This is a genomic window from Nocardia citri, assembly GCF_054065835.1.
The window spans coordinates 32,966-57,810 of the sequence record NZ_JBSUQM010000024.1 but is presented as its reverse complement, the minus strand read 5'-3'; the positions used below and the strand labels follow the sequence as shown (position 1 = coordinate 57,810).

The window sequence follows — 24,845 nt, the reverse complement described above, 5'->3', positions numbered from 1 at the left end:
CGTGCCACTATCGCCGATCCGCCCGGTTCGCGGCGCGACGCTGCGCGCGATTGCCCGGATAGTGCGGTCCGACCTGGGTGATCCGCTCGGCCTCGGCCCGCTCGTAGGCGTCGACAATATCGGAGACCAACCGGTGCCGAACTACATCGCTGCTGGTGAGCGTAGCGAAGTGGATGTCATCGATACCGGTGAGAATTTCGCTCGCGGCACGCAGCCCGGAGCGCGCGCCATTGGGCAGGTCGACCTGGGTGACGTCACCGGTCACCACGATCTTCGAACCGAATCCGAGCCGGGTGAGGAACATCTTCATCTGCTCGGCCGTGGTGTTCTGCGCCTCGTCGAGAATGATGAACGAATCGTTCAATGTCCGACCGCGCATGTAAGCCAGCGGCGCGACCTCGATGACACCGGCCGCCATCAGTTTCGGAATGGCCTCCGGATCCATCATGTCGTGCAGCGCGTCGTAGAGCGGGCGCAGATACGGGTCGATCTTCTCGTTCAGCGTGCCGGGCAGGAAGCCGAGCCGCTCGCCCGCCTCGACGGCGGGACGGGTGAGGATGATCCGATTGACCTGCTTGGTCTGCAAGGCCTGCACGGCCTTGGCCATCGCCAGATACGTCTTACCGGTGCCCGCGGGGCCGATGCCGAACACGATGGTGTTGGCGTCGATCGCGTCGACATAGCGCTTCTGGTTGAGCGTCTTGGGGCGGATGGTCTTACCGCGCCGGGACAGGATGTCCAGGCTCAGCACCTCGGCCGGCGATTCCGAGGAACCCTCGGTGAGCATCGAAACGGTGTGGCGCACCGCCTCCGGCGTCACCACTCGATTGCGGCCGGTCAGCGCGACGAGCTGTTCGATAACGCGCTCGGCGAGCGCGACATCGGCCGCCTTGCCGGTCAGGGTGACGGAATTGCCGCGGACATGGATGTCCGCATCCAGCAACTGCTCCAGCTCGCGCAGGTTCTGGTCGGCCGAACCGAGGAAGGGGAACACGGATTCGGGAGCGAGTTCGATGCTGGAACGCACGGTGCGCGCTGCCGGACCCGAACCGTTGTCCGCACCACCGGAGATGGAAGCCGCCGCAGTCGGCCGGGTGGAGGAGCTCATGCCTGCCGTGGGTGTACTCGGATCGCCGATCTCGCCTTGTGTTCTCAAAAGTGGCTATAGCCTGCTTTCCGGTCTCGAATTGCTCGTTGATGAAAGTTTAACGCGCCCCACCGACAACACGCAGTGATTAAACGGCCGCCTCGGCCATAGCGATTGCTTGCCGATCGCTCGAAAAGGCCAGCACCTGGCGTGGGATTGCCTACTGACCGCTGCCTACCGTCGTGGCATCTGGATTCCCCCGCGCCGGCGGGCCCAATCCTCGGTGAAGTCACGAAATCGACGCACCGCATCCGATGGCGCAGCGGTCGCCGACCAGATGAGCCCCACATCGCGCACGGCTCCGGCATCGGCGAGCGGGACGGTCACGACACCCGATAGCGAGCCGGCGGCAGGCGTCGGATCTTCCAGCGGCAGCACCGCGACGCCGAGTCCGGCCGCGACCAGTCCGGCGACGGTGACCAGATCGCTCGATTCGAAGGCGATGCGGGGGCGGATATTCGCGGCGGCGCAGAGTTCGTCGAAAATGCGGCGCATACCGAAACCCGTATGCATGGTGATGAATTCGGCGTCGCCGAGTTCGGCGAACCGGATCTGCCGGCGGGCAGCGAGCCGATGTTCCGCCGGCACGGCCAGCACCAGCGGCTGCGCGAGCAATGTGTGCCAGCCGACATTCGCCGCGGGGCGCGGCGAGACGGTCGCCAAATCGGCTGTGCCGTCGACTATCTGATCGACTACCGCATCGAAGGCGCCCTGCCGGAGGCTGAACGAGATACGCGGCGAGCCGCGCCGGAAGCCACCGATCAGTCGCGGGATCAGCCAGCCGCCGAAGGAGTGCTGAAACGACAGGCGGACAAGGCCTTTCGCCGGATCCGCGAGGTCGGCGACGGCCTGGGCGGCGGCATCGAGTTCGGACTGGGCACGGCGGGTGTGTTCGTAGTACGTGCGGCCGAACTCGTTCAGCACGATGCGTTTTCCGTGGCGGTCGAACAGGTCGACACCGAGGCGGCGCTCGAGGCGGGCCAGCATGCGTGAGAGCGTCGGCTGGGCGATGTGCAGCCGCTCAGCGGCCGCGCCGACGCGCTCCAGTTCGGCGAGTGTTGTGAACCACAGCAGGTCCTCACCCAGCACGTACAGACCTTTCCTTATGCCTCTAACGCATTAGAAACCAGAATACTATTCATTTCCGTTATTAACCGAGAGTGCTGATCCTGATGCCATGACCAGCACGCATACCTGCTCATCCAGCACATCGCACGCACGCCGGATCACCGCGGCACTGTTCGCCGCGGGCCTGACCACCTTCGCGTCGATGTACAGCACGCAGGCATTGCTGCCGAGTCTGTCGGCGGCCTTCGGCGTCGCACCGGCGCGGGCCGCGCTGGCCGTGTCGTCGACCACCGGGTTTCTCGCGCTGGCGATCGTGCCGGTGAGTGCGTTGTCCTCCCGGCTCGGGCGGACCAGGGTCATGACCTGGTCGGCGGTGATGTCGGCTGTCATCGGATTGCTGCTGCCGCTGAGCCCATCGCTCGAGGTGCTGCTGGCGGGGCGGGCGCTGCAGGGCGTCGCATTGGCCGGGGTACCCGCGGTCGCCATGGCGTATCTGGCGGAGGAGATCGGCGGCAATGGCTTGGGCGCCGCGATGGGGATTTATGTCGCGGGCACCTCGATCGGCGGGTTGAGCGGGCGGCTGATTCCGGCATTCGCACTGGACCTGGCCTCGTGGCGCTGGGCAGAGGCCGCGATTGCCGTCGCGGCGGCAGGTTGCACCGTCTGGTTCGTGCGCGCGCTGCCGCCGTCACGTGGGTTCGTCGCTCGACCCGCCGGAATGCGCACCGCGCTGCGCGATCTCGGCGCGCCGCTGCGTCACGGCGGGCTGCGGGCCCTGTTCGGACTGGCCTTCGTGCTGTTCGGCGGATTCGTATCGATCTACAACTACCTCGGCTATCGGCTGACCCGAGCGCCGTTCGAATTGCCTGCGGCCGTGGCGGGTTCGGTATTCCTGCTGTACCTCGCGGGTACGCTCGCCTCCGCCGCAGCCGGACGTTGGGCCGATCGCATCGGCAAGCACCGCGTGCTCGCGGCCGCCGTCTTGCTGATGGGGATCGGCGTCCTAGTCACCATCCCGGACCAGCTGATCGCGGTCATTCTGGGTATTTCCCTCTGCACCGCAGGCTTTTTCGGTGCCCACGCGGTGGCGAGCACCTGGGTCGGCGCGATGGCTCCGGGATACCGGGGCGCCGCATCATCGCTGTACCTGTTCACCTACTACTTCGGCGGCGCCGTCATCGGCAGCGCTACGGGCATCGCGTATGCGACGGCGGGATGGGTCGGCCTTACGGCTTGTGTCGGGTCGCTACTGGCCGTGGCCGCAGTTCTGGTGTGGTATTTGACGATTCACGCTCGCCGCGAATTCGAAGCCGTTGCCGGTTCGCAGTATGCGCATCGCCGAGTACAAGCGGCCGCAGCTCGCACCGCCGCGGCAACCGGGTCATTGCGGGCGCTGACCGTCCGGCTTCGGTTGGGCCACGATCGCGGATCCCATCCAGCGTCGTAGATATCGGCGCAGCTCATCGTCGCTGCGGGGCGGACTGCCCGGCGATACGAAGAACGACTGCATCGTTCGCAGAATGTATTCGACGAGCTCGTGCAGCGATGCGTCGTCGTATCCGTACCGCTCCCAGTCGACATCGAAGCGTTTGATCATCGTCATGCCGAAGGTCTGCGCCGCATCGGAGGTCAGGCCTTCGGGGTGCACCTTCGAGTATGTACTCGACAGCAGAATGCCCAGATGGGGTGTCCGGCGCACATCGGCCAGCGTGAAGACCACGCCTTCGGTCATGGCTTCGACCGGGTCCTCGATACCGCTGACCTGCTTCGTCAGCCGATCCAGAAAACCATCGACCGACGCGATCGCCGCGGCCTGCATCAGCGCGTCCGCACTGGGGAAGTAGCGATACACCGTCTGGCGGATGACACCGAGCGACTCCGCGACGTCGGCGATGCTGATCTCCGAACCCGTCCGTCCGATCAGATCGACTGCGGCGGCGACTATTCGACGGGATGCTTCGTCATCGCTGTTCGGTGGACTCCCGCCCCACCCACGCCTTCCTGCCACTGCTCGCTTCCTCGGTTCGACCATGCCCGTCGGGTGCGATATCGACCCCTCCGGATCGGGGATTCGACGCTACCACAGGGGCATTCCGTCGATGTTTTCCCAGCTCGAGGCGATAGCTATGATTGTTATCATACACTTGCATCTTGATGTGTATGATCAGCGCATCAAGGCTTCGGTGCATCCGAGCGCGGCTACCAGTTCACTTTTCGACATACGAGGTGCAGCCAAGTGACCGATCTACAGGTCCGAAAGATGCGATTCGCATTCGCGGACTACGACGTACCGTTCCTGTGGAACGAAGACAATCCGGCCTTCTCCGCCATGGCCAATGCGGTGTCATTCCTGGCCATCGGCTTCGAGAAAATGATCGTCAACATGATTCGCGAGGCCATGCCGCGAATCACCGATCCAGCGGTCGCGGAGGAAGCCAACGCATTCGTGCGTCAGGAGGGGCAGCACTCGACCGCCCACCGCCAGCACGCCAACGCACTGATCAGGAGCTACCCGGGGCTCCAGGAAACCCTCAACGAAGTAATCGCGGAATTCGACCGCCTCACGGTGAACACCTCCCTGGAATATCGGCTCGCCTACACCGCCGATCTGGAGGCCACCTTCACCCCGGTGTTCAAACTGATGCTCGACAACGATTCGACCCTGTTCCGACCGGGAGATGACCGCGTCGCGTCATTGTTCATCTGGCATTTCGTCGAGGAAGTCGAACATCGGAGTTCGGCGCTGATCATCTTCGATTCCGTTGTCGGCAGCGACGCCTACCGGATGCGCATGGCCCCGTCGATCTTCCGGCACGTCATGAAGGTCATCAGACTGGCCTGCGTTGGCTTCAATAAGCATGTGCCGCAGGAAGATCGGCGCATCGATGCGCTGGCGATGTTCGGGTCGTACCGGGCCGAGCAGAAGCTGCGGAAGTTGTTGCGGCTGCGCATGGAGGACAACGGCCCGATGTCGCGCGCATTCGACGATCTGCGACTCGGCGAACAACTGATCGCCATGGTGGGCATCATCCGCAGTCAGTTGCCCAAACACAATCCGAATCACGAGAAGCTGCCAGCGCTCGCCGATGTGTGGTTCGAACGCTATAACACCGGTTACGACGTATCGCACTGGTACACCGCCGATACCGTCGCGGCGCGGCAGGTGGACTGATGGCCGATCATTGCGCACCAACCTTCGACCAGCTCGCGCGGGCGCTCGGCTTTTCCTGTCAGGAGGCCGGTGGACTGGTCGCGGTGCGAAACCCTTTCGCACTGGAGAACTGGACGCTGCCGGTGCTGGAGTTCACCATCGTCCTCGGCGCGGCGCTCGCGCTGGTCTATGCGATTGTGCGATTGCGACGTCACGGCGATCCCACCGATCTCGTGGTCTGGTTCGGCGCGACGGCGTATCTGTTCATAATCGAACCGCCGCTGTACTTTCCCGCGGCCTTCGGTATCGACGAACACGTCGACACGATGTTCGCGCACAACGTTTTCACCGTGGATTTCCTCTGGGGTCGACTTCCGCTCTATATCGTCGCGATTTACCCACTGATGGCCACACTGGCTTTCGAAATCGTCAGAATGCTGGGAGTTTTCCGCCGGTACGGTGTTCTGGTCGGCGCGGTCTGCGTGGGGTTCGTGCACCACGGTTTCTATGAGATCTTCGATCATCTCGGACCGCAGCTGCGCTGGTGGGAGTGGTCGGTCGAAAACCCACTCAATCAACCGATGTTCGATTCGGTACCGCTACCGAGCGTGGTGGTATTCGCCGCACTGTGGCCGATGTCTCTGGCGTTCTGCGTCCAGTTGCTCGTCGGTCGCCATATCGACCAGGGGCGGACTTTCTCCGGACCGCAATTGGTGTGGCGCACGGTCGCTGTCGGCCTTCTCGGATCTTTGGGTACGGGCATATTACCCATCCCGGCAACGCTTTTCGGCGCCGGGAACACCGCCCTGCGGGGATTCCTCTATGCGGCCGAACTGGTCATCGTCAGCATCGTCGCGATTCCGATTCTGACTCGCGTATGGCTACGGTCACGGCGAGAAGATTCGGATACTCCGCACTACACGAACGGTTTCGTGCGAATTTATAGCGTGGTATATCTGGGCGTGATGGTAGTGCTGTGGGTGAGTGCACTGCCCGATTACTTCGCTGCCGTCGACGGTTCGACAAGTAATGGCGACCCCATCGGGAACCTCTGGTACGCGCTGGCATGCTTCGCCGTCGCAATACTCTGCGTGATCGCCATCTTCACGGTGCCGCATCGAGCACCCGACTCGCTGCCGGCGAGCGGTCGAAGCACCGCGGGCGACGGCGGTGCGGCCGACCAAGGCTACCTCGGCGTCCACGCCAGCGAAGGCGGTGAGCTCGGAGTCGTCTAGACCTCGACGGCCAGTTGTTCATCGGTCGCACCGTCACGGGGCCGGGCGAGGTGCCGTTCGGGTGGTCAGCACCATCCGGCCCTGACTTCACCAGCGGGGGGTCAACGCTCCCAAGGCGCCGAGGGCGACGGCGGCCGCGGTCGAAGTGCGCAGAACCGTTGGGCCGAGCAGGGTTACGTCCGCACCGGCCGCGGCGAAGGCACTGAGCTCCGAATCATCCAGTCCGCCTTCGGGACCGACGATCAGCATGACCTCGGTGGCCTTGTCGAAAGGAAGTTCGACGAAGCGGGCGACGCCGGATTCGTGCAGTGCCACGACGACTCCGCCCGCGGCGACGATATCGCGGATGCTGTCGAGCAGATCGTGGGTGTGCCGAAGGTCGGCCACCTCGGGGATGTAGGCCCGCCGCGATTGCCGGGCAGCCGAGCGGGCGGCGCCACGCCACTTCTCGACGGCCTTGTGCGCCTTACCTTCCCAGTTCGCGACGCAGCGGTGCGCCTGCCACGGAATGATGGCGTCGGCGCCGGCCTCGGTCATCAGCTCGACCGCCAGCTCGGAACGGTCGGACTTGGGCAGCGCCTGGACAACCGTCACCCGTGGCCGCGGCGGCTCGGAAAGGACCCGGCTCAGTACCGTCAACTCCAGCCGATCCTTCTGCGCCGCAACGACTTCCGATTCGGCCAGCAAACCGTTCCCGTCGGACAACGTGATCGCCTCGCCGACCCGGGTGCGGCGCACCGTCGCGGCGTGCCGCCCCTCCGCACCGTCGAGGACCGCGACGGCTCCGGGCTCCGGAATGCGGTCGAGATAGAAAACCGTGGCGGCCAACGACTATCGCCCGCTGAACGACGCCCGCAGCCGGGCGAACAAGCCGCTGTTGTGCTCGGACTGCGCCGACATCACCTCGGCACGTTCACCGGTGCGCATGCCCTTGTACTTGCGCAGCAGATCGGCGCTCTTGGCGTCGAGTTTGGTCGGCACCACGATGTCCAGATGCGCGAGTAGATCACCGCGCGCACCGGAGCGCAGTCGCGGCATACCGTGGCCGCGCAGCACCGGGATCTCACCCGGCTGGGTGCCCGGTGGAATGGTCAGCTCGGTCGGGCCGTCCAGGATGGTGTCGACGACGACTGTGGTGCCGAGCGCGGCATCGACCATCGGCACCCGGATGGTGCAGTGCAGATCGTCGCCGTCGCGCACGAAGACATCGTGCGGCTGCTCGACGATCTCCACATATAGATCGCCCGCGTGGCCACCGCCGGGACCGACCTCGCCCTGCGCCGCCAGCCGCACCCGCATGCCATTGGCGACACCAGCCGGAATCGGCGCGGCGATCTCCCGACGCGCCCGCACCCGGCCGTCGCCACCGCACTTGTGGCACGGATCGGGAATGGTCTCGCCCGCGCCGCGGCAGGTCGGACACGGACGCGAGGTCAGCACCTGACCGAGGAACGAACGCTGTACGGACTGGACCTCACCGGCACCACCACAGGTTTCGCAACGCACCGCCTTGGACTTGCCGTTGGTGCCGGCGCCGTGGCAGATATCGCAGAGGATGGCGGTGTCGACGGTCAGGTGCTTGGTGACACCGACCGCGCATTCGGCCAGGCTGAGCCGGGTCCGCAGCAGTGAATCCGCACCGGGCTGCACCCGGCCGCGCGGCTTGCGCGTCCCGCCGGAGCTACCGCTCATACCGCCGAAGAAAGCCTCGAAGACATCTCCGAGCCCACCGAAACCGGCGCCGGAGAAGCCCGCGCCGCCGCCACCTGACTCCAGCGGGTCGCCGCCCATATCGACGACGCGCCGCTTCTCCGGGTCCGACAGCACCTCATAGGCGGTCGACACTTCCTTGAACTTGGCCTGCGCCGCCTCGTCGGGGTTGACGTCGGGGTGGAGCTCCCGCGCCAGCTTGCGGTAGGCGCGCTTGATCTCCTGGTCGGTCGCGTTCTTCGCGACGCCGAGCAGTCCGTAGTAGTCCCGTGCCACTTGAGTTCTCTAGTCCTTGGTGGTTTGCAACAGCATTAGTCGGATGCACTCAACTTTATCCGCCGAAGGATCGAGCGTATCAGCGACGTCGGTCCCTCAGCGCTCCGCCAGCACCTCGCCGATATAACGGGCAACGGCCGCGACCGATGCGATGGTCCCCGGATAGTCCATCCGGGTCGGACCGAGCACGCCCATACCGCCGAGCACCGCACCCGCCGCACCATAGCCGGTCGACACCACCGAGGTCCCGCGCATCTGCTCGACCTGGGTCTCCTCGCCGATGCGCACCGTGACGGTACCCGGATGCTGAGCGGCGGCGAGCAGCTTGAGCACGATCACCTGCTCCTCCAATGCCTCGAGCACATCGCGCAGCGAACCAGGGAAGACGAAGTCGGCGGCATTGCGCGTCAGGTTGGCGGTGCCGCCGAGGACCAACCGCTCCTCCGGATGCTCGACCAAGGTCTCGACGAGCACGGTCGAGACGCGCACCAGCACATCCTGCAGTCGCACCGGCGCCCGCTCGGGCAGTTCGGCGACGGCCGCGGAGGCGTCGGACAGGCGCTTGCCGTCCATCGCGCCGCCGAGCATGCCGCGCAAGGCGGCGAGGTCCTGGTCATCGATGAGCGCGCCGAGTTCCACCAGACGCTGGTCGACACGACCGGTATCGGTGATCACGACCAGCAGCAACCGGGCCGGATTCAGCGCGACCACCTCGATGTGGCGGACCGTGGAGGCCGACACCGTCGGATACTGGACGACCGCGACCTGGCGGGTCAGCTGAGCCAGCAGCCGGACACCGCGGCGCAGCACGTCATCGAGATCGACGCCGGACTCCAGGAATTCCATGATCGCCCGGCGCTCGGCCGGCGAGAGCGGCTTCACCTCGGCGATGCGGTCGACGAACTGCCGGTAACCCTTATCGGTCGGAATGCGACCGGAACTGGTGTGTGGCTGGGTAATGTAGCCCTCGGCTTCCAGCACCGCCATATCGTTGCGAACCGTCGCGCTGGACACTCCGAGGTTGTGCCGCTCCACCAGGGTCTTCGACCCGATCGGCTCCTTGGTCGCGACATAGTCCGCGACGATCGCCCGCAGGACGTCGAAGCGCCGATCCTCGGTGCTCGACATGGGCCCCACCTCCTCGCTCGTCCTCGGGTATGTCGTAGCGGTCGTGCGCACCATCCACATCTTCCCGAATTCGATGCAGGTTACTCGGTACGTCTATTTATCCAGTCTAATTGCCTACCCGACAATTGCCCGTTCGCACGCCTGGCAACCATGGAGCCTTGTGATCCACGTCCCGTCAGGATGGACCGGCCGCACCCGCGTCTACTCGTGCGCATCCCTGGCCGCAGCGGCCCCGGCATACTCGGGCCACACCACAGCGTTGGATACCCCAGCATCATCAGGAGATTGCGACGCGCACCGATTCGCGCGGCGCGCACGAATTCGCTGGGAAGAATATGCGCGGCGCGCGAATCGGTGCGCGGCAGCAGCCTGGGTGCGGCCGGTCCTTGGGGTGGGGCGATCGGTGCGGCGTTGTTGGGCGCGGTATCAGGTGGGGCGAATGGCGGGTGAATATGTCAGGGGGTGCGGGGGAGGCGGCGACGTCCGATCGTGAGTTCGGTGGCCAAATCCTCATAGCCAACGGCCAATTCGGCCAGGCGATCCCACGCGTGCCACAAATCCCATTGGTGATCGGCGGCCAAGGCTGCGTAGGCGTAGGCGGTGAACTGCGCCAGGCGATCCAGCACAGCGCCCAGCGTCTCGGTGTGGAGGTAGACCGCGTCATGCGCAGGGGGCAAATGGATTTCGGCCCAGCGGCCGATCTCCCGGACCAGGCGGGCTCGATCGTCGTCGATGCTCGTTGTGGAGCCGGGTGCCACGCCGAGGCGGCGCTCATGCAGCACTGTCAATTCGCGGGCGGAGCGCAACAGCGGGTGGTCGGCGATGCAACCCCGACAGGCTTGCAGCAGTTGCAGTCTCGTCGGCAGCGGATCGTTCACCTCGCCGCCCCGCTGGCGCTCGCTCACCGCGCCACCCCACGACCAGCGCAAGCGCGCACCGCCGCCACAATCACCGCGCCCGAAGGACGGTAGGTGTCCCGTGGCGGGACAACCCAACTCCGATAGTCATCGGCATCGACCGGCGACGGCAGCGCTATCTCACCGCCGAAGGGCACGATCGACACGTCGATTCGAAATAGTTCGGCGAACAGTTCCAGATCGTCGGGCAGGTCGGGGCGACACAGGAAAGTCCATCTGCCCGAACGGGTATGGGCGATGATCGGCCCGAGGGCGAGTCCCCGAAACAGCATGTCGTCGCGAACAATTCGCCCCAACGTCGCTGGCATGGTGATCGCCGCGACAACACCGACTTTTACGATGATCCGGCCGGCCGCCGGGTGAATCCCGGCGGGCAGGCCACAGATGCGCCGGTAGAAGGCGCAACGCGAAGCAGGTGTATCGGCGAACGCTTGCTGGTCCATCGGAAGCCTCGACTCGCATCGGTGGTCGTTGGGTGCGCCGGGCCACCCAGACTCGTTGTTGCCGAGCCGGTTTCGAACTTGCGGATCGTCTGGCGCGAAACCAGCACAGCACCCATCACCTGCGTGTTTCAATGTTCCCGCACTCGCTATTCGCTTGAAAACATGCATCTTCCAAGACTTGCCTGAAAGTCATTCCAGTACGGAACCAGATCGTTCGAATCAGTAAGGAAGTGGTCACATGGACAGTGCAGTCGGCTCGACGCTCCCCCGACGACTCCTGGCTCGCGAACTGCGCAAACTTCGCGAATCCGCTGGACTCGGAGCGGAAGCCGCGCGCCGCTCGATCAGCTGCTCCGCCCAGACCATGTGGCGGATGGAGACCGGACAATCAGTTCGCTTGCGCCCGCATGACATCGAGAAACTGGGACAAGTTTACCGTGCGACACCGGACGAGATGAGAATCCTGCTGAACCTGACCGAGGAAGCACAGCAAAAGGGTTGGTGGCATGCCTACGACAACACCTTCCCGAAGTTTCTGGAGCTGTATCTCGGCCTGGAGACCTCGGCTGTCCGACTGACCACCTATCAAGCCGAGCTCATTCCCGGTCTGCTCCAGACACCGGAGTACCACCGCGCGCTGACCTGGGCTTGGTATCCGAGTCTCGACACCGCAGAAGTCGAGGCGCACATCGAATTACGGATGAAGCGTCAGGCTCGCGTGACCCACCCTCGTGACCCGCTCATCATGGACGTGACACTGAGCGAGACGGCTCTGCGGCTGCCGATCGGCGGCCCGGCCGTCATGGCAGACCAGTTGTGGCACCTGGTCGAGATGAGCAAACTTCCCAACGTGACAGTTCGCGTCGTGCCAACGGCGGTCGGAGCGCACCGCGGGCTCAACGTCGGCCCCTTTGTCCTACTCGAGTTTCCAGTACACCCGACAGCACACCTGACCGAACCACCAATAATTCATTGTGACGGATACACGGGTAGTCTCTATCTGGAGAAGCCAGAAGAGATCGAGAAGTATCGCGGTGCACTCGCGGAAATCAAACGTTCAGCGTTGCATGAAGCCGAGAGCCGCGCGCTCATCGTGAGGATTGCGAAGGAGCTAGCTCAGTGACAGTGAACCTGGACGGAGGCGGCTGGTTCAAGAGCAGCCACAGCACCGCCACAGGGGAATGCGTGGAGGTCGCGTTCCTTACTGACGGCATGGTCGGCATCCGCGATTCGAAGAACCCGGGCGGCCCGGCACTCGTCTTCACCCCACGCGAATGGGACTCCTTCACAGCCGGCGTCGCGAGCGGCGAGTTCAGCAGCCCATCCGCCTGAGCAACGGGCCCGGCCAGTGGCACCTGGTCGGGTCATTGCAGCCTTTGATCGGATGGCGGCTCAGTCCAACCGAGCCGCACCCAAACAGCCTGTCGCCCAACCCATTACCGTAGATCACCCGCAGCCGACAACACTGTGGGGCTGTTGTCGATCACCGGTTGACAAGAACTCGACGACAGAGAGGGTGATCACGGTCGCCCGCAGTTGCGGTCGGCCAGACGCAAACGGTTCTACAGCAGCAGCTTTCGCACGCAAGTTGCCAGGTTGACAAGATTTGCATGGAAAGCGAGAGTTGGGGCGTCCGCCGTAGTCGCGGGCCGTTTGGGGTGGATGGGGGTCTCAGATGCCAGTTCACCGGAGGAAAACGCTCCCCGCACGGGGTGCCGGACATCGCCGGAAGGTAGAGCATTGATGGCAGATGGATATTACAACCACTACGACGACCCGGATGAGTTCTGGGACGATGAGCCTCTCACCAAGCCTGCCAAAACCGCCCCCGGGGTCGTCCCGCCTACAGTGCTGCCGACTAGCCGGACCGGCCCTGACATAGCGACATCTCCTGCTGCTGCGGATCGCCAGGCTGCTCCCTCGGCGCGATCTCAACCATCGTTTCCCACATTTGGCGGACAATCGGGGGAGCGACCAGACCTTGAAGCATCCCAGGTCCACCAGGCACCCCGCCACGGCTATGCCGAATCAGCGAACGAATCCCAAGACTGGGTAAAAACCTGGAAACTTGCAGGCTCATCGTTCGCCTCTATGCAGCTCGACCGCGGGCTTCTTCCAATTAGAATTGAATTGGATAGTAGGTGGAGTCGGCAAGTTCAGCCTCATGAGTATGGGGCAGAGTTACTCAAAGCCTATGACTTTGCTATCGCACAGGAACTTGCGCGAATTATGTCAACCCAAAGATTCCTTCCCGATGGTGGCATTGATCTCGATTGCGGAGCCCCCGACCGACGAACACAGCTGATGCTATTACTCGAGACGCCCACGTGGTCCGAATACCAGGACAAGCTCGGCGCCATGATTGCGAAAAATGGGTACCGAATAAATGGCCGAAGATTCCATCAAGGCGAACCGGCGGTGCTCATGACCGCAGACCGAACGAGAATTAATTCGATAACAATTTGGCCGGGCTGGGCAGAAGCCGTGGCCCCTGCAACCGTTGTCGATGAGATATTGTGGTGCGCTGATCAAGTCCGCGATCAGCGGCCACAATTCAGCGTGCGGGGAGATTATTCACAATATTCGACACCGGATCTCGAGTTCCAGCATGACCAACACGTTCGTTCATTACTCGAGCAGGTGAATTATCAACAATGACAGAAAACTTCAAAGCTGCGACGGATCGGATGAAGTTGGTCGCAGCATATTGGGAACAGGCTGCCTTATTTCTCGGGGAGGCACAGGGCATGACCAACCGCGTCAAGATGACAGCCGCGGAAGCCGGGGTGTTCGCTTCATCTTTAACGAAGTATGAGCCAGCGCCGGGGTACGTCAACGATCGGCTAGCGGAGGGCGTTAAGGCGTGCCAGGACATTGCCAATATTCTACGGCAGGCCGCAAAAACTTACGAAGACGAAGAAGCCGCCCGCGCACAGCAATTCAACGCTCTCGGATAGGGATTGCACTCGATGGCACCTGAACCTGACTCGCGCTCAGATCTGAACAACCAGATCGATGCTATGCGCCTTGTCGCTAAAGACCTTGAATTACTACCATCCGGATATAAGAATGACGTTGACAAACTGATTAACCTGTTACGGACCGGCGAAATCGGCCTGACAGTCAGCACACTAGGTCTGGGCATGCTCGCGAGCGAGTATGCCATCGACAAGATCGAAGATCACAGAGATTCTATCGAACAGACTATCACCTCCGTCCTCAACAAGCTGACCGAGTTCCAAACTGGCGTAAAGACTCCTATTACCTTTATCGACACAGCGGACAATTGGCGCAGTATCCGAAGAAACATCGTAGAGGCGGGCAGCCAAGCAAAGACCACGAATCTTCGCAGCGAATGGGAGGGCGTGGCATCCGAGCGATATTTTATCGTTTATGGTTTGCAAAATGAGGCGTTCACGTCCATGGCCGCTCTATGCGAAAAAATCGCCATCCAGCTGGAAACTCTAGCGAAGGCCGTACTCGATCTTTACAAGAAGCTGGTCACTGCGCTGCTGGAATTCAAGAATGAAATCGCCAACACGATGACGGGTATCTGGATGAAGGGTCCGGCCGCGGTTCTCACGCTCGATAATTTGGTAAAGTCAGTGGGAACGATGCAGACGAAGATATTCAATACGCTTGGCGAATGTGCGACCATGGCGCAGAACAACATGATTGCTGGTAACAATATTGCGGCCGAAGTAGCAACACAGTCAGGTCTGCCATTTAACAAATGGCCATCCATCCATGTTGAAGCCATGGGGACTGACAGCGAAGGCAAGCCCTACAAATACAATCTCGATTACGCCGACGCTAGCGTGCTTGATGGCGACGGGTCGGACTGGAAAGCTAGAACCAAGTGATGAATAAACCGGTGCTCGCCGCTGTTGGTGCTGTAGTATTAGCACTCTCGGCGGCGTGCACAGAATCTACGCCCGCACCAGCACCTACTGCCGCCCAGTCTGTTCCAACCACTCCAGCAGCTTTCACATTGCAAGATATGTGCAATGCATTGTCGAGTTTCTTCGCTAACGATCTGATGGTGCAAGATCTCAGAATCAAGGCAGACGATGATCTTGGAAAGGTGATATATGGGTCTGGAGGCTGTTCTGTCGAAGCAAATTCCGAAATGGTCGCATACGCTTCAATCGCTTTTGTCGGCAATCCAAGCACAACCTGGAACCCGACCCCGATGATGAAGCCGATCAGCGGCACGTCGGAACCGACCTGGATCTTCGATGGCCGCCCATATGGTCTTATCGATATTATTACCCGCAACAACGAGCGGGAAGGGGTGATCCAAATAAGTGAAGATCACGCACGGACTCCCAGCGGAAGACTGGCTCTAACCGATGAACAGCTGCTCCGCGTTGCTGAATTCTGCATCGGGTTGACCCGCCATCTCAGGCAATAGAGTCGAGCACTGGGAACGGGCCGGACCTGAACTCACTCGAGACTGTCGTCACCGTTGGCGTTGGCGTACGTTGCGTTGATTGGCGAAGTACCGGACGCCCCCTGTGCCGCAGATCGCATCTATGCTTACGCAGAAGTACTGGCAGCCAACGCTTTTCGGTACCGGCGCTGGAGGGCAAAGGCTTCAACTCTTTTCGATAATGACAGGGCAGTCCAGTAGATGGCGCGCTTGCACGGCCAGCGCGACGCCGGTAACTTCAGCAGACATGCTGACAGGGGGCGGAGGAGCCGGTCCGGTCCCGGCAGACCAAGTGCGGGCACCGGCTGCGAAGGACCCGATGACGAGCAGGTCGAAGTCGTGGCAGGTGGCGGGAGTCGCGCTTGGTGCCGCGTTCGTGTTGGCGGGGTGCGGGGGCCCCGACAAGGGAAATGGGCAGCCGAGCACAGGCGCGAACGGCTCGTCAGGTTCGAAGACAAGTGTTGCTGCAGACGTGCCCAGCGGGTACAACCCGTGCACAGACATTCCGCAGAGCGTATTGGACTCAGAGAAGCTGCGTCACAAAGACAAAGACGATTCGAATGCGTCCGGCGGGATCAAGTGGCGCGGATGCGGCTGGGTTCAACCGGATGGGTATGCGACAAGCATTCGAACGACGAACATCACTGTTGACATGGTGCGGAACAAGAAGTTTCCCAACACTCACGAGTTCACGATCAGTGGTCGCCAGGCGATCACAACCCGCCAGTCCGATGACGATCCCGAAACATCGTGCGTGGTAAACGTCGAGATGAAGGGCGGCAGCCTCGAGTTCTTCCTCGACAATCCGCCATCGAACAAGAACACCGGGAAGCTCGACACCTGCCAACTCGCCCAAACATTGGCTGAGAAGGTCGTACCGACAATGCCCGCCAACACATGACATGCTGACAGCGATCGGTCTCACTTGGAGGGAACGAGTATATGGGTGACGATACGCCGCGGCCGATGGCGAACATTCTCACCGCCGCCAAGGAAGGGGAGCTCGCGATCGAGATGAGACCAGAGGACTTCATCTACATCGATCGCGATTGCCAGTACTTCAAAGAAGCTATCCGGAATGTCCAAAAGACCATGAAAGAGGTTGCAGAGCAAACGCATTGGGGCCTCGGCGAAAGCAATGACCGCCTGGTCTCGGCACGTACCCTGGTCGACCGCTTCAAGAAAAAGGCAAAGGGCGCAGAAGACGGCAACTCCGTGTGGGAGATCATGGAGCAGCATTACAAGATCGTCGAAGACATCCAAGAAGTCCACCGGATCATCCGCGAACGAATGATGCAGGCCGACAGCGATTTCGCCGCCAAGTTCACCAGCCTCGAATCAACCCTGCCGGAACGTGCCCCGGTGTCGCTGCCGTCCGGCCCCTACCTCCTCCCCGGTGGGCGGACCAAATGAGCGGCTACGAGCCGACCCGGATCAATAACGGCGAACATTCCGACAGCTGGGAGCATCCAGATATCAAGGACGCCTTCAACCCGCTCGACCCCACCGACGCGATCAATCAGGCCGAAAAGTACTGGAAGGTGCACCAGGACTGGGAGCAGGGCGTCGAAACCTTTGCCCGCTCGATCCAGAACTCCATCGCGCAGGCGTGGTCCGGCCCGGCCGCCGAGAAATCGAAGGAATCGATCCAGAACTACACCAACGACGCCCGCAATCTGACTCCTGCTCTCGCCGAACTGTACTCACGGGTCAGCGACGCCGCCGTCGCCATCTCCGAAACCAAGAAGGCCCTCCCCGATCCCGTTGTCGTCACCTGGACCTCATGGGCTTGGCCACCGCACCGCTGGGACCTGCAACGCGAGCAGAATGAGGAATCCGAGAAGGCTCGTAAAGCGATGGACGAGCAATATGTTCGGCCATTCAGTTCACTGGACGGAAAAATTCCGGTGCTCTCGGCACCGACGAGCCCAACCAAGTCGGTCGATATCACTGCGCCACGGCCCGGCGGGGATGACGGCGGGACGAACTCGGGCGGTCCCGGAAACTCCCCCGGCACAACGGGTTCCGGCACCGAAAGCGAAGGCAAGCCGGACACCTCCAAGGAACAGGGCGAACAGACGACGCCGGAGCAGACCCAAGCCAGCTCAACGAACCCCACCACCGCATCCACAACGCCCACGGGAACCGATCCGACGCAAACGACTCCGTCGACCCTCACTGACCCGGGTAAGACGACGCCGACCGGACTCAGCACCACATCCACCCCAGGATCTCCCGGTTCGCCGACCGGCGCGGGCTCGCCGAACCAGCCGAGTCCGGGCCGCACAACGCAGGGCGTTCCCGGCGCGACTGGAACTGCGGGCACCACGACGACCTCGACCACAGCGGCCGGGCGTGGCACCAGCGGTATCGCGGGCATGGGCGGAATGGGTGGCGGACGCTCAGGCGGCAAGAACGATGAGTCCGAGCACAAGATCCCCGAATACCTGATCAACCAGGAAAACACCGACGAACTGCTCGGCGAGATGCCGAAGACGGTGTTCGGAGGGGTGATCGGCGGCAATGCCGGCACCGACTGATATTGCCGCGCAACAGGATCGGACTCGAATGGACGAATGGACCTGGGAACCAGACGATTTCGCCGCACTCTGGTACAGCGAAGCACACGACCGCTTCCCCAGCCCACTGCGCTACACCAGCCGGTTCGCCTATCACAACGAGTTCGCCGCGCACCGCAATGCGGTGCGCGAGCGCTACTCGACCGATGAGTTGGAGCACATCGGCCTGGCATTACACACCCTCGGCCGTTCCGACATCAGGATCGAAATCCTCGGCGGCACTTGCCAGCACAAGAGCAGCACCGGTCGCGATGACCTTCGCGAGTACCGAATTGTCGGTGCCAGAACGCCGCACCGCGCGGTGACGCTGACTCAATTCGGCAACGCCACCGAGCACGGGCGGATCCGCTTGCGCATGTCCGACCCCGAAAGTCTGCCCACTCGGATTGTCGCTGCGGTCCCCGGATGTCAGCCGGGCACCGCGAAGCCCGCCACCTTCCATCCCGATGAACTGCGCCCACGGCAGGACCGCTACTTCGAGGATGTCGCCCGCAAAACGCCCCACGAGCAGTACCAACGCCTGCTCGGCCGCCAAGCCGACGGCGGTGGCACCGCTGTTCTCCTCACCGGTCCCATTCACACCCTCTCAAAGCCATGGCAAGTCATGCAGTGGTACGACATCACCGACGACGGCCGATACACCGAAACCCGCGGCGCCCATATCAACGTCCGCCCCACCACCCCGGCCGACCTCACCACCCGATTCACGACATGGATCGACCGTACTCTGCAACGCCTCGCCGAAAAGCACAGCAACATTAGGTAGAGCGCTCAATCGACCGAAGCCCAGGGAAGCCACATCGCTGCCCTCGAGGAAGCCGGGCACATAGGAATACGTACTGGCAGAACCGTTTCGCGCCAGCAGTCAAGCGGTCACTGACCGGCGGCGGCTTCTACTACGGCGGCGACCTCGGCGGGGCGGGAGACGAGGGAGGCGTGGGAGGCTTCGACTTCGGTGGTGTGGGCGTTCATCCGGTTTGCCATGAAGCGTTGGGAAGCAGGGGGAATTACGTGGTCGTCGGCCGAGACGAGATACCAGCTCGGGGTCGAGGACCAGGAGGGGGCGCCGGAGGGTTCGAGGTTGGCGGTCAGGGCCAGGGAGCGTTCGTGGGCGACCATGCCGGCGGCCACTTCGGGGGAGACGTCTTGGGCGAAGACGGCGTTGAAGTATTCGGGGGCCACGTAGCCGTCGATGTTCTTGCCTGCCACGCCATTTGGATCATCTACAACGCGCAGCTGCAGTGCGGGGGGCAGTAATTGGCTGCCGGGGAAGCGAACCGGGTCGATTTCGAGGAGTGCGGATTCACCTTGCACCGGAGCGAAGGCCGCAATGTAGACCAGCGCTCGAACTTTCGGGTCGTGAATGTTGGAGATGACGAAACCGCCGTACGAATGCCCTACCAGGACAACGGGTCCGGAGATGGCGTCCAGGGTTCGCTGGACGGCCGCGGCGTCGTAGGCGGGGCCGCGCAGTGGGTTCTCGGGAACGACGACTTGATATCCGTGGTCGCGCAGTCGCGCGGCCACGCCGTCCCAACTCGTGGTGTCAGCGAAGGCGCCGTGCACGAGCACGATCGTCGGGAGCGGTTCGGCGGTCGCGGGGGCGACCGCGACGACGGGGGTGAAAGCCAGGGCGAGCGCCGCGATGCAGGCGCGGAAACTACTGGTGATATTCATCGTCAGTCCTGCCTGTCAGTCGTTGAAGCTGTCGGCTCCTGATCTTGTCACCTTTTGCCGAGCACCACAGCGAGACGAACCGCACGCTCGGTGACGCGGCCCTGCGCGAACGCCGACTACGCCCACTCACGACCGACTGTTTTCCGCCCGGATTCGGGCACGACAACGTGAACTCTTCCTTGGCACCATCATCCCCGAGCGCCCTTGTGATCCGCGCTGCCGCAAAGGCTCGAGCTCGTCGCACAGCGAGTCACTACCTCGCACAACGTAGACGCTGCGAGGTGGTGACAGCCTGCGCGGGACCGCCGCCAGCGGCATGCCGCAGCGGCGCGTGGCGCCCGACGGCACGCACCCGGCGCGGACGAGCGCGCTGCTACGGCCAGGTTCTTGCCATCTTGCCCGCCTTTGCATCCAAACCCAGCATGGCGAGCAGGGATTCGCAATCGGCTGCGTTCTCGGCGTGGCTGGCGACCGTGCGGGCGGCTATCGCGCACTGTCGCGCATTTTCGGCCTTCTCCGCGGCCCGCGCCTCGGCGAACTCGCTCTGCTCAGCGATAACAGTGATGTGTCGTGCCGGTGGCATAGGACTCCTTGGGTTGGTCCGCAGCCTACGCGTGTTTACCGATCTGTGACAGTGCAACAGTCGGTATCCGGCAAACCTGCCGTGAAATGGGGAGAAGTCACAATGCCGCGGCGATGACGGTGGAATCAGCGCTCAAGTCAGGAGGTCTCGGACAACGCGGTCGGCGAGTAAGCGGCCGCGATCGGTGAGAATCAAATGATCACCCGAGCGAACCGCCAGGCCGTCGGCGATGATTCGGGTTGCGGCGGCGGATTCCGCCGGGTCCAACTCGTCCAGTGGCAATCCGGTGCGCAGGCGAATGGTGAGCATGACCCGTTCGGTGTGCTGCTCGTCGGCAGTGAGTTCTTCCCACCCCGCTGCGGGAAATCCGCCACGCGCGACGGTATCGGCATAGCGCGCCGGGTGTTTGACATTCCACCACCGCACGCCGCCGACATGGCTGTGCGCGCCGGGTCCCGCACCGAGCCAGTCACCGCCGTCCCAGTAGCCGAGGTTGTGCCGGCAACGGGCGCAATCGCCTGCGGCCCAATTGGATACCTCGTACCAGGTGAGGCCGGCCGCGCTCAGGCGGGAGTCGATGCGTTCATAGCGGGCGGCGAGCACATCGTCATCGGGGGCGGGAAGTTCGCCGCGACGCACGCGACGGGCCAGCGCGGTGCCGTCCTCGACGATGAGCGAGTAGGCCGAGACGTGGTCGACGCCCGCGCTCAGCACCGCGTCCAGGCTCGCGTCCAGATCGCTGTCGCGTTCGCCCGGAGTGCCGTAGATCAGGTCGAGATTCACATGGTCGAATCCGGCGGCGCGGGCCTCTTTCGCCGCGGCCACGGCCCGGCCCGGCGTATGGGTGCGGTCCAGCACTTTCAGCACATGTTGCGCCGCGGATTGCATGCCGAGCGAAACTCGGGTGAATCCGGCTGTGCGGATGCGGTCGAAGAACTGCGGTGCGGTCGACTCCGGATTGGATTCGGTGGTCACCTCGGCATCGACGGCGAGGGTGAAGTTCGCGCGCACCGAGTCCAGCACATCCGCCAGGCCGTCACCGCCGAGCAGCGAGGGCGTGCCACCACCGACGAATATTGTCGCCACTTCGGGCGTGGCCGTCGGCAGCTGCGCGAACTCCTCGGCCGCCGTCGCCAACTCACCGCGCAGCGCCTCGAGCCAGGACTGCGGTGACGCGGCCGTGCCGAGCTCGCCCGCGGTATAGGTGTTGAAATCGCAATATCCGCAGCGTGTCGCACAAAACGGTACGTGGATGTAGATCCCGAACGGCCCGCCGCCGAAGTCGCGCAGCACCAGGGCGGGCGTCTCGGCTTCGATCGGGGCGGCGGAACTCACCCCACCAGTCTGATTCCTCCCCCACCTGAAGCTGAAGGCGGGGGATACCTGGCTCGAACTGCCTGAACGCTCAGCGAGCGCCCCGGTCTGTTTTCTCGACACCTGTCCTGATACCGCCGAGCCTGCTACCTCGACCTAGCTCGAGGTCAAACCGAGTGGCGCGGTTCACCGGCGATGATCTCGACGAATCAGACGACGCATCCAGGCCGCTAACTATGATGACCATCACAATCGACCCGGATAGTCCAGGGAATTTCCCTCGATTTCGCGGGAAATACTGCCGCGCGGTCGGAAGGACCACCCTGACGTGGCACAATGGGCTCCATGCGCGGATCTGGAGTACGACTTGTGGCACGTCGCCACGTCGACTTCAAGCGCGTCTGTAGTGCTTGCTGTCTGCCCGGTTCCCCCCGGTAGCTCAGCGGCGCGCATTCCCGGGTTTGCCCGGTGATCCCCGATTTCGACGGACATCGGCCCGCTGACACCGCAGGCGTGAGTCAGCCCCTCACGTCTTCAGCACGGATGTACCCCCACCCCAGCAGGAGCGACCCCATGACGTCGAGCACCGACGCCGGTCCTACGGATCAGCCTCAGCCGGAATCCCAGCCTGGGCAGCACGCGCGGCCGGTCCGCCCGGGCTCCGAACGACGCGTCCGTCCGGACCGTCCCCGGGCCGAGGCACCGGCAGGCCCACGGGTCCGCACCGGTACGCCGGTGCGCCGCAAGGCCGAGGGCCAGTGGGCGCTCGGCTACCGCGAGCCGCTGAACCCGAATGAGCAGTCCAAGAAGGACGACAACCCGCTCAATGTCCGGGCCCGGATCGAGAACATCTATTCCAAACAGGGTTTCGACAGCATCGACAAGGGCGATCTGCGCGGCCGGTTCCGCTGGTGGGGTCTCTACACCCAGCGTGAACAGGGCTACGACGGTACCTGGACCGGTGACGAGAACATCGACATTCTCGAGGCCAAGTACTTCATGATGCGCATCCGCTGCGATGCGGGCGCATTGAATGTCGCGCAGCTGAAGACCCTTGGTCAGATCTCCACCGAGTTCGCCCGCGACACCGCCGATCTGTCCGATCGCGAGAACGTCCAGTACCACTGGATCGAGGTGGAGAACGTCCCGGAGATCTGGAAGCGAATCGAGGGCGTCGGGCTGAAGACCACCGAAGCGTGCGGCGACTGCCCGCGCGTGGTGCTCGGTTCGCCGCTGGCCGGTGAATCGCTGACCGAGATCATCGATCCGACGCCCGCGATCGACGAGATCGTGCGCCGCTACATCGGCAAGAAGGAGTACTCCAACCTGCCGCGCAAGTTCAAGACCGCGATCTCGGGGCAGCAGGATGTGGTGCACGAGATCAACGACGTCGCGTTCGTCGGAGTGAATCACCCCGAACACGGCCCGGGTCTGGATCTGTGGGTCGGCGGCGGCCTGTCGACGAATCCGATGCTGGCCCAGCGCGTCGGCGTATGGGTGCCGTTGGACGAGGTGCCCGATGTGTGGGAGGCCGTCGTCTCGGTATTCCGCGATTACGGCTACCGGCGCCTGCGTACCAAGGCCCGGCTGAAGTTCCTGATCAAGGACTGGGGCATCGAGAAGTTCCGTCAGGTGCTCGAGGACGAGTACCTGAAGCGTAAGCTGATCGACGGTCCCGCGCCGGAGCAGCCGAAGAAGCCGATCGATCACGTCGGCGTGCAGAAGTTGCGCAACGGGCTCAGCGCGGTCGGCTTCTCCCCCATCGCGGGCCGGGTCTCGGGCACGGTCCTGACCAAGGTCGCCGAGGCTGCGGAGAAGTACGGCTCGGACCGGATCCGGTTCACCCCGTACCAGAAGCTGATCGTGCTCGATATCGCCGACGACAAGGTCGACGCGCTGATCGATGAGCTGGAACCCCTTGGCCTGCAGGCACGTCCGTCGCTGTGGCGGCGAAATCTGATGGCCTGCTCCGGAATCGAATTCTGCAAACTCTCCTTCGCCGAGACCCGCAAGCGGTCTCAGGCGTTGGTGCCGGAGTTGGAGGAACGGCTCGCGGATCTCAATGCGCAGCTGGATGTTCCGGTGACCATCAATATCAACGGCTGCCCGAACTCCTGCGCGCGTGCGCAGGTCGCCGATATCGGCTTCAAGGGGCAGCTGATCGATGACGGCGCCGGGAATCACGTCGAGGGTTTCCAGGTTCATCTCGGTGGCAGCCTCGGCTTCGACAGCGCGTTCGGTCGGAAATTGCGTCAGCACAAGGTGACCACCAACGAACTCGGTGACTACATCGAACGGGTAGTGCGCAATTTCGTCAAGCACCGCGAGGACGGCGAACGGTTCGCTCAGTGGGCGGTTCGTGCCGACGAGGCCGACCTTCGGTAAATGGGAGAACTAGCGTGACAACGGATCAAGTAACGGCGGACCTGCCCGCGAAACTGTCGGAAGACGAATTGCGTGCGATCGCCGAAAAAGGCGCGGCCGCACTCGGAGCGAATGCCACAGCGCTGGAACTGCTCCAGTGGACCGAGGAAACCTTCGGCACGGGCTACATCGTCGCCTCGAACATGCAGGATGGTGTGCTGGTTCACCTTGCCGCCCAAGTGCATTCGGGTGTGGACGTACTGTTCCTGGATACCGGCTACCACTTCGCCGAGACCATCGGCACCCGCGATGCGGTGGAGGCCGTATACGGCGTCAATGTGATCAATGTGCGGCCGGAAAACACGGTGGCCGAACAGGATCAGTTGCTCGGTAAGGATTTGTTCGCGCGTGATGCCGGTGAATGCTGCCGGTTGCGCAAGGTTGTGCCGCTGAAGCACTCGCTCGTCGGCTACAACGCCTGGGTCACCGGCATCCGCCGTGTGGAGGCCCCGACCCGGGCCGACGCCCCGCTCATCTCGTTCGACGAGGCGTTCGGACTGGTGAAGATCAACCCGATCGCCGCCTGGTCCGACGACGAGATGCAGACCTATATCGAACAGCACGGCATCCTCGTCAATCCCCTGGTGGAAGAGGGATATCCGTCGATCGGCTGCGCTCCGTGCACACGGAAACCGGACCCGGGTTCCGATCCGCGAAGCGGCCGTTGGGCCGGCCTCGCCAAGACCGAATGCGGGCTGCACACCGCATGACCGAGTCAGGGCCCGAAGGAGGCAGCCTACGTAACCACGTAGGGCCCCTCG

General features: G+C 63.2%; 27 protein-coding genes. 16 read left to right on the top strand and 11 right to left on the bottom strand.

The window, feature by feature from the left end; translation table 11 throughout:
• Positions 1 to 7: 7 nt before the first annotated feature.
• Both ACW2Q0_RS25300 and ACW2Q0_RS25295 read right to left on the bottom strand, forming a co-directional pair.
• Positions 8 to 1,108, bottom strand: a complete 1,101-nt coding sequence (locus ACW2Q0_RS25300) for a PhoH family protein (RefSeq protein ID WP_457193430.1) — start codon at positions 1,106 to 1,108, stop codon at positions 8 to 10.
• A gap of 213 nt (positions 1,109 to 1,321) precedes the next feature.
• The gene (locus ACW2Q0_RS25295; protein WP_457193399.1) at positions 1,322 to 2,236 is read right to left on the bottom strand and encodes a LysR family transcriptional regulator; all 915 of its coding nucleotides are present in this window, start codon (positions 2,234 to 2,236) and stop codon (positions 1,322 to 1,324) included.
• Between the two features lie 88 nt (positions 2,237 to 2,324).
• Between ACW2Q0_RS25295 and ACW2Q0_RS25290 the strand changes: the two genes are divergently transcribed.
• The gene (locus ACW2Q0_RS25290) at positions 2,325 to 3,662 is read left to right on the top strand and encodes an MFS transporter (RefSeq protein WP_457193398.1); all 1,338 of its coding nucleotides are present in this window, start codon (positions 2,325 to 2,327) and stop codon (positions 3,660 to 3,662) included.
• On the opposite strand, the gene ACW2Q0_RS25285 is transcribed toward ACW2Q0_RS25290, so the two are convergent.
• Entirely contained in the window at positions 3,597 to 4,223 is a 627-nt protein-coding gene (locus ACW2Q0_RS25285; protein WP_457193397.1) for a TetR/AcrR family transcriptional regulator, read from the bottom strand. The genes ACW2Q0_RS25290 and ACW2Q0_RS25285 overlap by 66 nt on opposite strands.
• Positions 4,224 to 4,451: 228 nt before the next feature.
• Between ACW2Q0_RS25285 and ACW2Q0_RS25280 the strand changes: the two genes are divergently transcribed.
• Positions 4,452 to 5,387, top strand: a complete 936-nt coding sequence (locus ACW2Q0_RS25280; protein WP_457193396.1) for a metal-dependent hydrolase — start codon at positions 4,452 to 4,454, stop codon at positions 5,385 to 5,387.
• The gene (locus ACW2Q0_RS25275; protein ID WP_457193395.1) at positions 5,387 to 6,601 is read left to right on the top strand and encodes a hypothetical protein; all 1,215 of its coding nucleotides are present in this window, start codon (positions 5,387 to 5,389) and stop codon (positions 6,599 to 6,601) included. Before ACW2Q0_RS25280 ends, ACW2Q0_RS25275 begins: the two co-directional genes overlap by 1 nt.
• Before the next feature lie 87 nt (positions 6,602 to 6,688).
• On the opposite strand, the gene ACW2Q0_RS25270 is transcribed toward ACW2Q0_RS25275, so the two are convergent.
• The 5 genes from ACW2Q0_RS25270 to ACW2Q0_RS25250 form a co-directional block, all read right to left on the bottom strand.
• A complete protein-coding gene (locus tag ACW2Q0_RS25270; RefSeq protein WP_457193394.1) occupies positions 6,689 to 7,429 on the bottom strand; it encodes a 16S rRNA (uracil(1498)-N(3))-methyltransferase in 741 nt (246 codons plus the stop codon).
• A gap of 3 nt (positions 7,430 to 7,432) precedes the next feature.
• Positions 7,433 to 8,587, bottom strand: coding sequence for a molecular chaperone DnaJ (gene dnaJ / locus ACW2Q0_RS25265; protein ID WP_457193393.1), 1,155 nt, complete (start codon positions 8,585 to 8,587; stop codon positions 7,433 to 7,435).
• Positions 8,588 to 8,683: 96 nt separating this feature from the next.
• Entirely contained in the window at positions 8,684 to 9,715 is a 1,032-nt protein-coding gene (hrcA, locus tag ACW2Q0_RS25260) for a heat-inducible transcriptional repressor HrcA (RefSeq protein WP_457193392.1), read from the bottom strand.
• A gap of 455 nt (positions 9,716 to 10,170) precedes the next feature.
• Complete coding sequence (locus tag ACW2Q0_RS25255; protein ID WP_457193391.1) at positions 10,171 to 10,620, bottom strand: DUF4254 domain-containing protein; 450 nt, start codon at positions 10,618 to 10,620, stop codon at positions 10,171 to 10,173.
• A complete protein-coding gene (locus ACW2Q0_RS25250; RefSeq protein ID WP_457193390.1) occupies positions 10,617 to 11,075 on the bottom strand; it encodes a DNA-directed RNA polymerase subunit beta in 459 nt (152 codons plus the stop codon). The genes ACW2Q0_RS25255 and ACW2Q0_RS25250 overlap by 4 nt, the downstream gene beginning before the upstream one ends.
• A gap of 238 nt (positions 11,076 to 11,313) precedes the next feature.
• Between ACW2Q0_RS25250 and ACW2Q0_RS25245 the strand changes: the two genes are divergently transcribed.
• From ACW2Q0_RS25245 to ACW2Q0_RS25200, 10 genes are all read left to right on the top strand, one after another.
• A complete protein-coding gene (locus ACW2Q0_RS25245; protein WP_457193389.1) occupies positions 11,314 to 12,198 on the top strand; it encodes a helix-turn-helix domain-containing protein in 885 nt (294 codons plus the stop codon).
• The gene (locus ACW2Q0_RS25240) at positions 12,195 to 12,407 is read left to right on the top strand and encodes a DUF397 domain-containing protein (RefSeq protein WP_457193388.1); all 213 of its coding nucleotides are present in this window, start codon (positions 12,195 to 12,197) and stop codon (positions 12,405 to 12,407) included. The genes ACW2Q0_RS25245 and ACW2Q0_RS25240 overlap by 4 nt, the downstream gene beginning before the upstream one ends.
• Positions 12,408 to 12,818: 411 nt before the next feature.
• Complete coding sequence (locus ACW2Q0_RS25235) at positions 12,819 to 13,733, top strand: hypothetical protein (RefSeq protein WP_457193387.1); 915 nt, start codon at positions 12,819 to 12,821, stop codon at positions 13,731 to 13,733.
• Positions 13,730 to 14,032, top strand: coding sequence for a hypothetical protein (locus ACW2Q0_RS25230; protein ID WP_457193386.1), 303 nt, complete (start codon positions 13,730 to 13,732; stop codon positions 14,030 to 14,032). Before ACW2Q0_RS25235 ends, ACW2Q0_RS25230 begins: the two co-directional genes overlap by 4 nt.
• Positions 14,033 to 14,044: 12 nt before the next feature.
• Entirely contained in the window at positions 14,045 to 14,938 is an 894-nt protein-coding gene (locus tag ACW2Q0_RS25225; protein ID WP_457193385.1) for a hypothetical protein, read from the top strand.
• The gene (locus tag ACW2Q0_RS25220; RefSeq protein WP_457193384.1) at positions 14,938 to 15,489 is read left to right on the top strand and encodes a hypothetical protein; all 552 of its coding nucleotides are present in this window, start codon (positions 14,938 to 14,940) and stop codon (positions 15,487 to 15,489) included. The genes ACW2Q0_RS25225 and ACW2Q0_RS25220 overlap by 1 nt, the downstream gene beginning before the upstream one ends.
• Positions 15,490 to 15,826: 337 nt before the next feature.
• Positions 15,827 to 16,408, top strand: a complete 582-nt coding sequence (locus ACW2Q0_RS25215) for a DUF3558 domain-containing protein (RefSeq protein ID WP_457193383.1) — start codon at positions 15,827 to 15,829, stop codon at positions 16,406 to 16,408.
• 41 nt (positions 16,409 to 16,449) lie between these two features.
• Complete coding sequence (locus ACW2Q0_RS25210) at positions 16,450 to 16,920, top strand: hypothetical protein (RefSeq protein ID WP_457193382.1); 471 nt, start codon at positions 16,450 to 16,452, stop codon at positions 16,918 to 16,920.
• A complete protein-coding gene (locus ACW2Q0_RS25205; RefSeq protein WP_457193381.1) occupies positions 16,917 to 18,047 on the top strand; it encodes a WXG100 family type VII secretion target in 1,131 nt (376 codons plus the stop codon). The genes ACW2Q0_RS25210 and ACW2Q0_RS25205 overlap by 4 nt, the downstream gene beginning before the upstream one ends.
• 28 nt (positions 18,048 to 18,075) lie before the next feature.
• Entirely contained in the window at positions 18,076 to 18,852 is a 777-nt protein-coding gene (locus tag ACW2Q0_RS25200) for an ESX secretion-associated protein EspG (protein WP_457193380.1), read from the top strand.
• 107 nt (positions 18,853 to 18,959) lie between these two features.
• Here the strand turns inward: ACW2Q0_RS25200 and ACW2Q0_RS25195 are convergent, their stop codons facing one another.
• The 3 genes from ACW2Q0_RS25195 to hemW form a co-directional block, all read right to left on the bottom strand.
• The gene (locus ACW2Q0_RS25195) at positions 18,960 to 19,763 is read right to left on the bottom strand and encodes an alpha/beta fold hydrolase (RefSeq protein ID WP_457193379.1); all 804 of its coding nucleotides are present in this window, start codon (positions 19,761 to 19,763) and stop codon (positions 18,960 to 18,962) included.
• Positions 19,764 to 20,136: 373 nt separating this feature from the next.
• Positions 20,137 to 20,346: a hypothetical protein gene (locus ACW2Q0_RS25190; protein WP_457193378.1), complete on the bottom strand. Its 210-nt coding sequence runs from the start codon at positions 20,344 to 20,346 to the stop codon at positions 20,137 to 20,139.
• Positions 20,347 to 20,478: 132 nt separating this feature from the next.
• Entirely contained in the window at positions 20,479 to 21,681 is a 1,203-nt protein-coding gene (gene hemW, locus ACW2Q0_RS25185; RefSeq protein ID WP_457193377.1) for a radical SAM family heme chaperone HemW, read from the bottom strand.
• Between the two features lie 315 nt (positions 21,682 to 21,996).
• Here hemW and ACW2Q0_RS25180 point away from each other — a divergent pair, with 315 nt between their 5' ends.
• The 3 genes from ACW2Q0_RS25180 to ACW2Q0_RS25170 all read left to right on the top strand — a co-directional run bounded on the left by ACW2Q0_RS25180 (position 21,997) and on the right by ACW2Q0_RS25170 (position 24,794).
• A complete protein-coding gene (locus tag ACW2Q0_RS25180) occupies positions 21,997 to 22,098 on the top strand; it encodes an Ms4527A family Cys-rich leader peptide (protein WP_457193376.1) in 102 nt (33 codons plus the stop codon).
• A 135-nt stretch (positions 22,099 to 22,233) separates the two neighbouring features.
• Positions 22,234 to 24,045 carry a nitrite/sulfite reductase gene (locus ACW2Q0_RS25175; RefSeq protein ID WP_457193375.1) on the top strand — a complete coding sequence of 604 codons (1,812 nt, stop codon included), beginning with the start codon at positions 22,234 to 22,236 and terminating at the stop codon, positions 24,043 to 24,045.
• A 14-nt stretch (positions 24,046 to 24,059) separates the two neighbouring features.
• Entirely contained in the window at positions 24,060 to 24,794 is a 735-nt protein-coding gene (locus ACW2Q0_RS25170) for a phosphoadenylyl-sulfate reductase (protein WP_457193374.1), read from the top strand.
• The last annotated feature ends 51 nt before the right edge of the window (positions 24,795 to 24,845 follow it).

What these genes read in the sequence shown, in the direction of transcription:
- ACW2Q0_RS25300 (WP_457193430.1), bottom strand. Translation starts at nt 1,108, where the DNA reads ATGAGCTCCTCCACCCGGCCGACTGCGGCGGCTTCCATCTCCGGTGGT.
- ACW2Q0_RS25290 (WP_457193398.1), top strand. Translation starts at nt 2,325, where the DNA reads ATGACCAGCACGCATACCTGCTCATCCAGCACATCGCACGCACGCCGG.
- ACW2Q0_RS25275 (WP_457193395.1), top strand. Translation starts at nt 5,387, where the DNA reads ATGGCCGATCATTGCGCACCAACCTTCGACCAGCTCGCGCGGGCGCTC.
- hrcA (WP_457193392.1), bottom strand. Translation starts at nt 9,715, where the DNA reads ATGTCGAGCACCGAGGATCGGCGCTTCGACGTCCTGCGGGCGATCGTC.
- ACW2Q0_RS25250 (WP_457193390.1), bottom strand. Translation starts at nt 11,075, where the DNA reads ATGGACCAGCAAGCGTTCGCCGATACACCTGCTTCGCGTTGCGCCTTC.
- ACW2Q0_RS25245 (WP_457193389.1), top strand. Translation starts at nt 11,314, where the DNA reads ATGGACAGTGCAGTCGGCTCGACGCTCCCCCGACGACTCCTGGCTCGC.
- ACW2Q0_RS25235 (WP_457193387.1), top strand. Translation starts at nt 12,819, where the DNA reads ATGGCAGATGGATATTACAACCACTACGACGACCCGGATGAGTTCTGG.
- ACW2Q0_RS25230 (WP_457193386.1), top strand. Translation starts at nt 13,730, where the DNA reads ATGACAGAAAACTTCAAAGCTGCGACGGATCGGATGAAGTTGGTCGCA.
- ACW2Q0_RS25225 (WP_457193385.1), top strand. Translation starts at nt 14,045, where the DNA reads ATGGCACCTGAACCTGACTCGCGCTCAGATCTGAACAACCAGATCGAT.
- ACW2Q0_RS25220 (WP_457193384.1), top strand. Translation starts at nt 14,938, where the DNA reads ATGAATAAACCGGTGCTCGCCGCTGTTGGTGCTGTAGTATTAGCACTC.
- ACW2Q0_RS25215 (WP_457193383.1), top strand. Translation starts at nt 15,827, where the DNA reads ATGACGAGCAGGTCGAAGTCGTGGCAGGTGGCGGGAGTCGCGCTTGGT.
- ACW2Q0_RS25210 (WP_457193382.1), top strand. Translation starts at nt 16,450, where the DNA reads ATGGGTGACGATACGCCGCGGCCGATGGCGAACATTCTCACCGCCGCC.
- ACW2Q0_RS25205 (WP_457193381.1), top strand. Translation starts at nt 16,917, where the DNA reads ATGAGCGGCTACGAGCCGACCCGGATCAATAACGGCGAACATTCCGAC.
- ACW2Q0_RS25200 (WP_457193380.1), top strand. Translation starts at nt 18,076, where the DNA reads ATGGACGAATGGACCTGGGAACCAGACGATTTCGCCGCACTCTGGTAC.
- ACW2Q0_RS25195 (WP_457193379.1), bottom strand. Translation starts at nt 19,763, where the DNA reads ATGAATATCACCAGTAGTTTCCGCGCCTGCATCGCGGCGCTCGCCCTG.
- ACW2Q0_RS25190 (WP_457193378.1), bottom strand. Translation starts at nt 20,346, where the DNA reads ATGCCACCGGCACGACACATCACTGTTATCGCTGAGCAGAGCGAGTTC.
- ACW2Q0_RS25180 (WP_457193376.1), top strand. Translation starts at nt 21,997, where the DNA reads ATGGGCTCCATGCGCGGATCTGGAGTACGACTTGTGGCACGTCGCCAC.
- ACW2Q0_RS25175 (WP_457193375.1), top strand. Translation starts at nt 22,234, where the DNA reads ATGACGTCGAGCACCGACGCCGGTCCTACGGATCAGCCTCAGCCGGAA.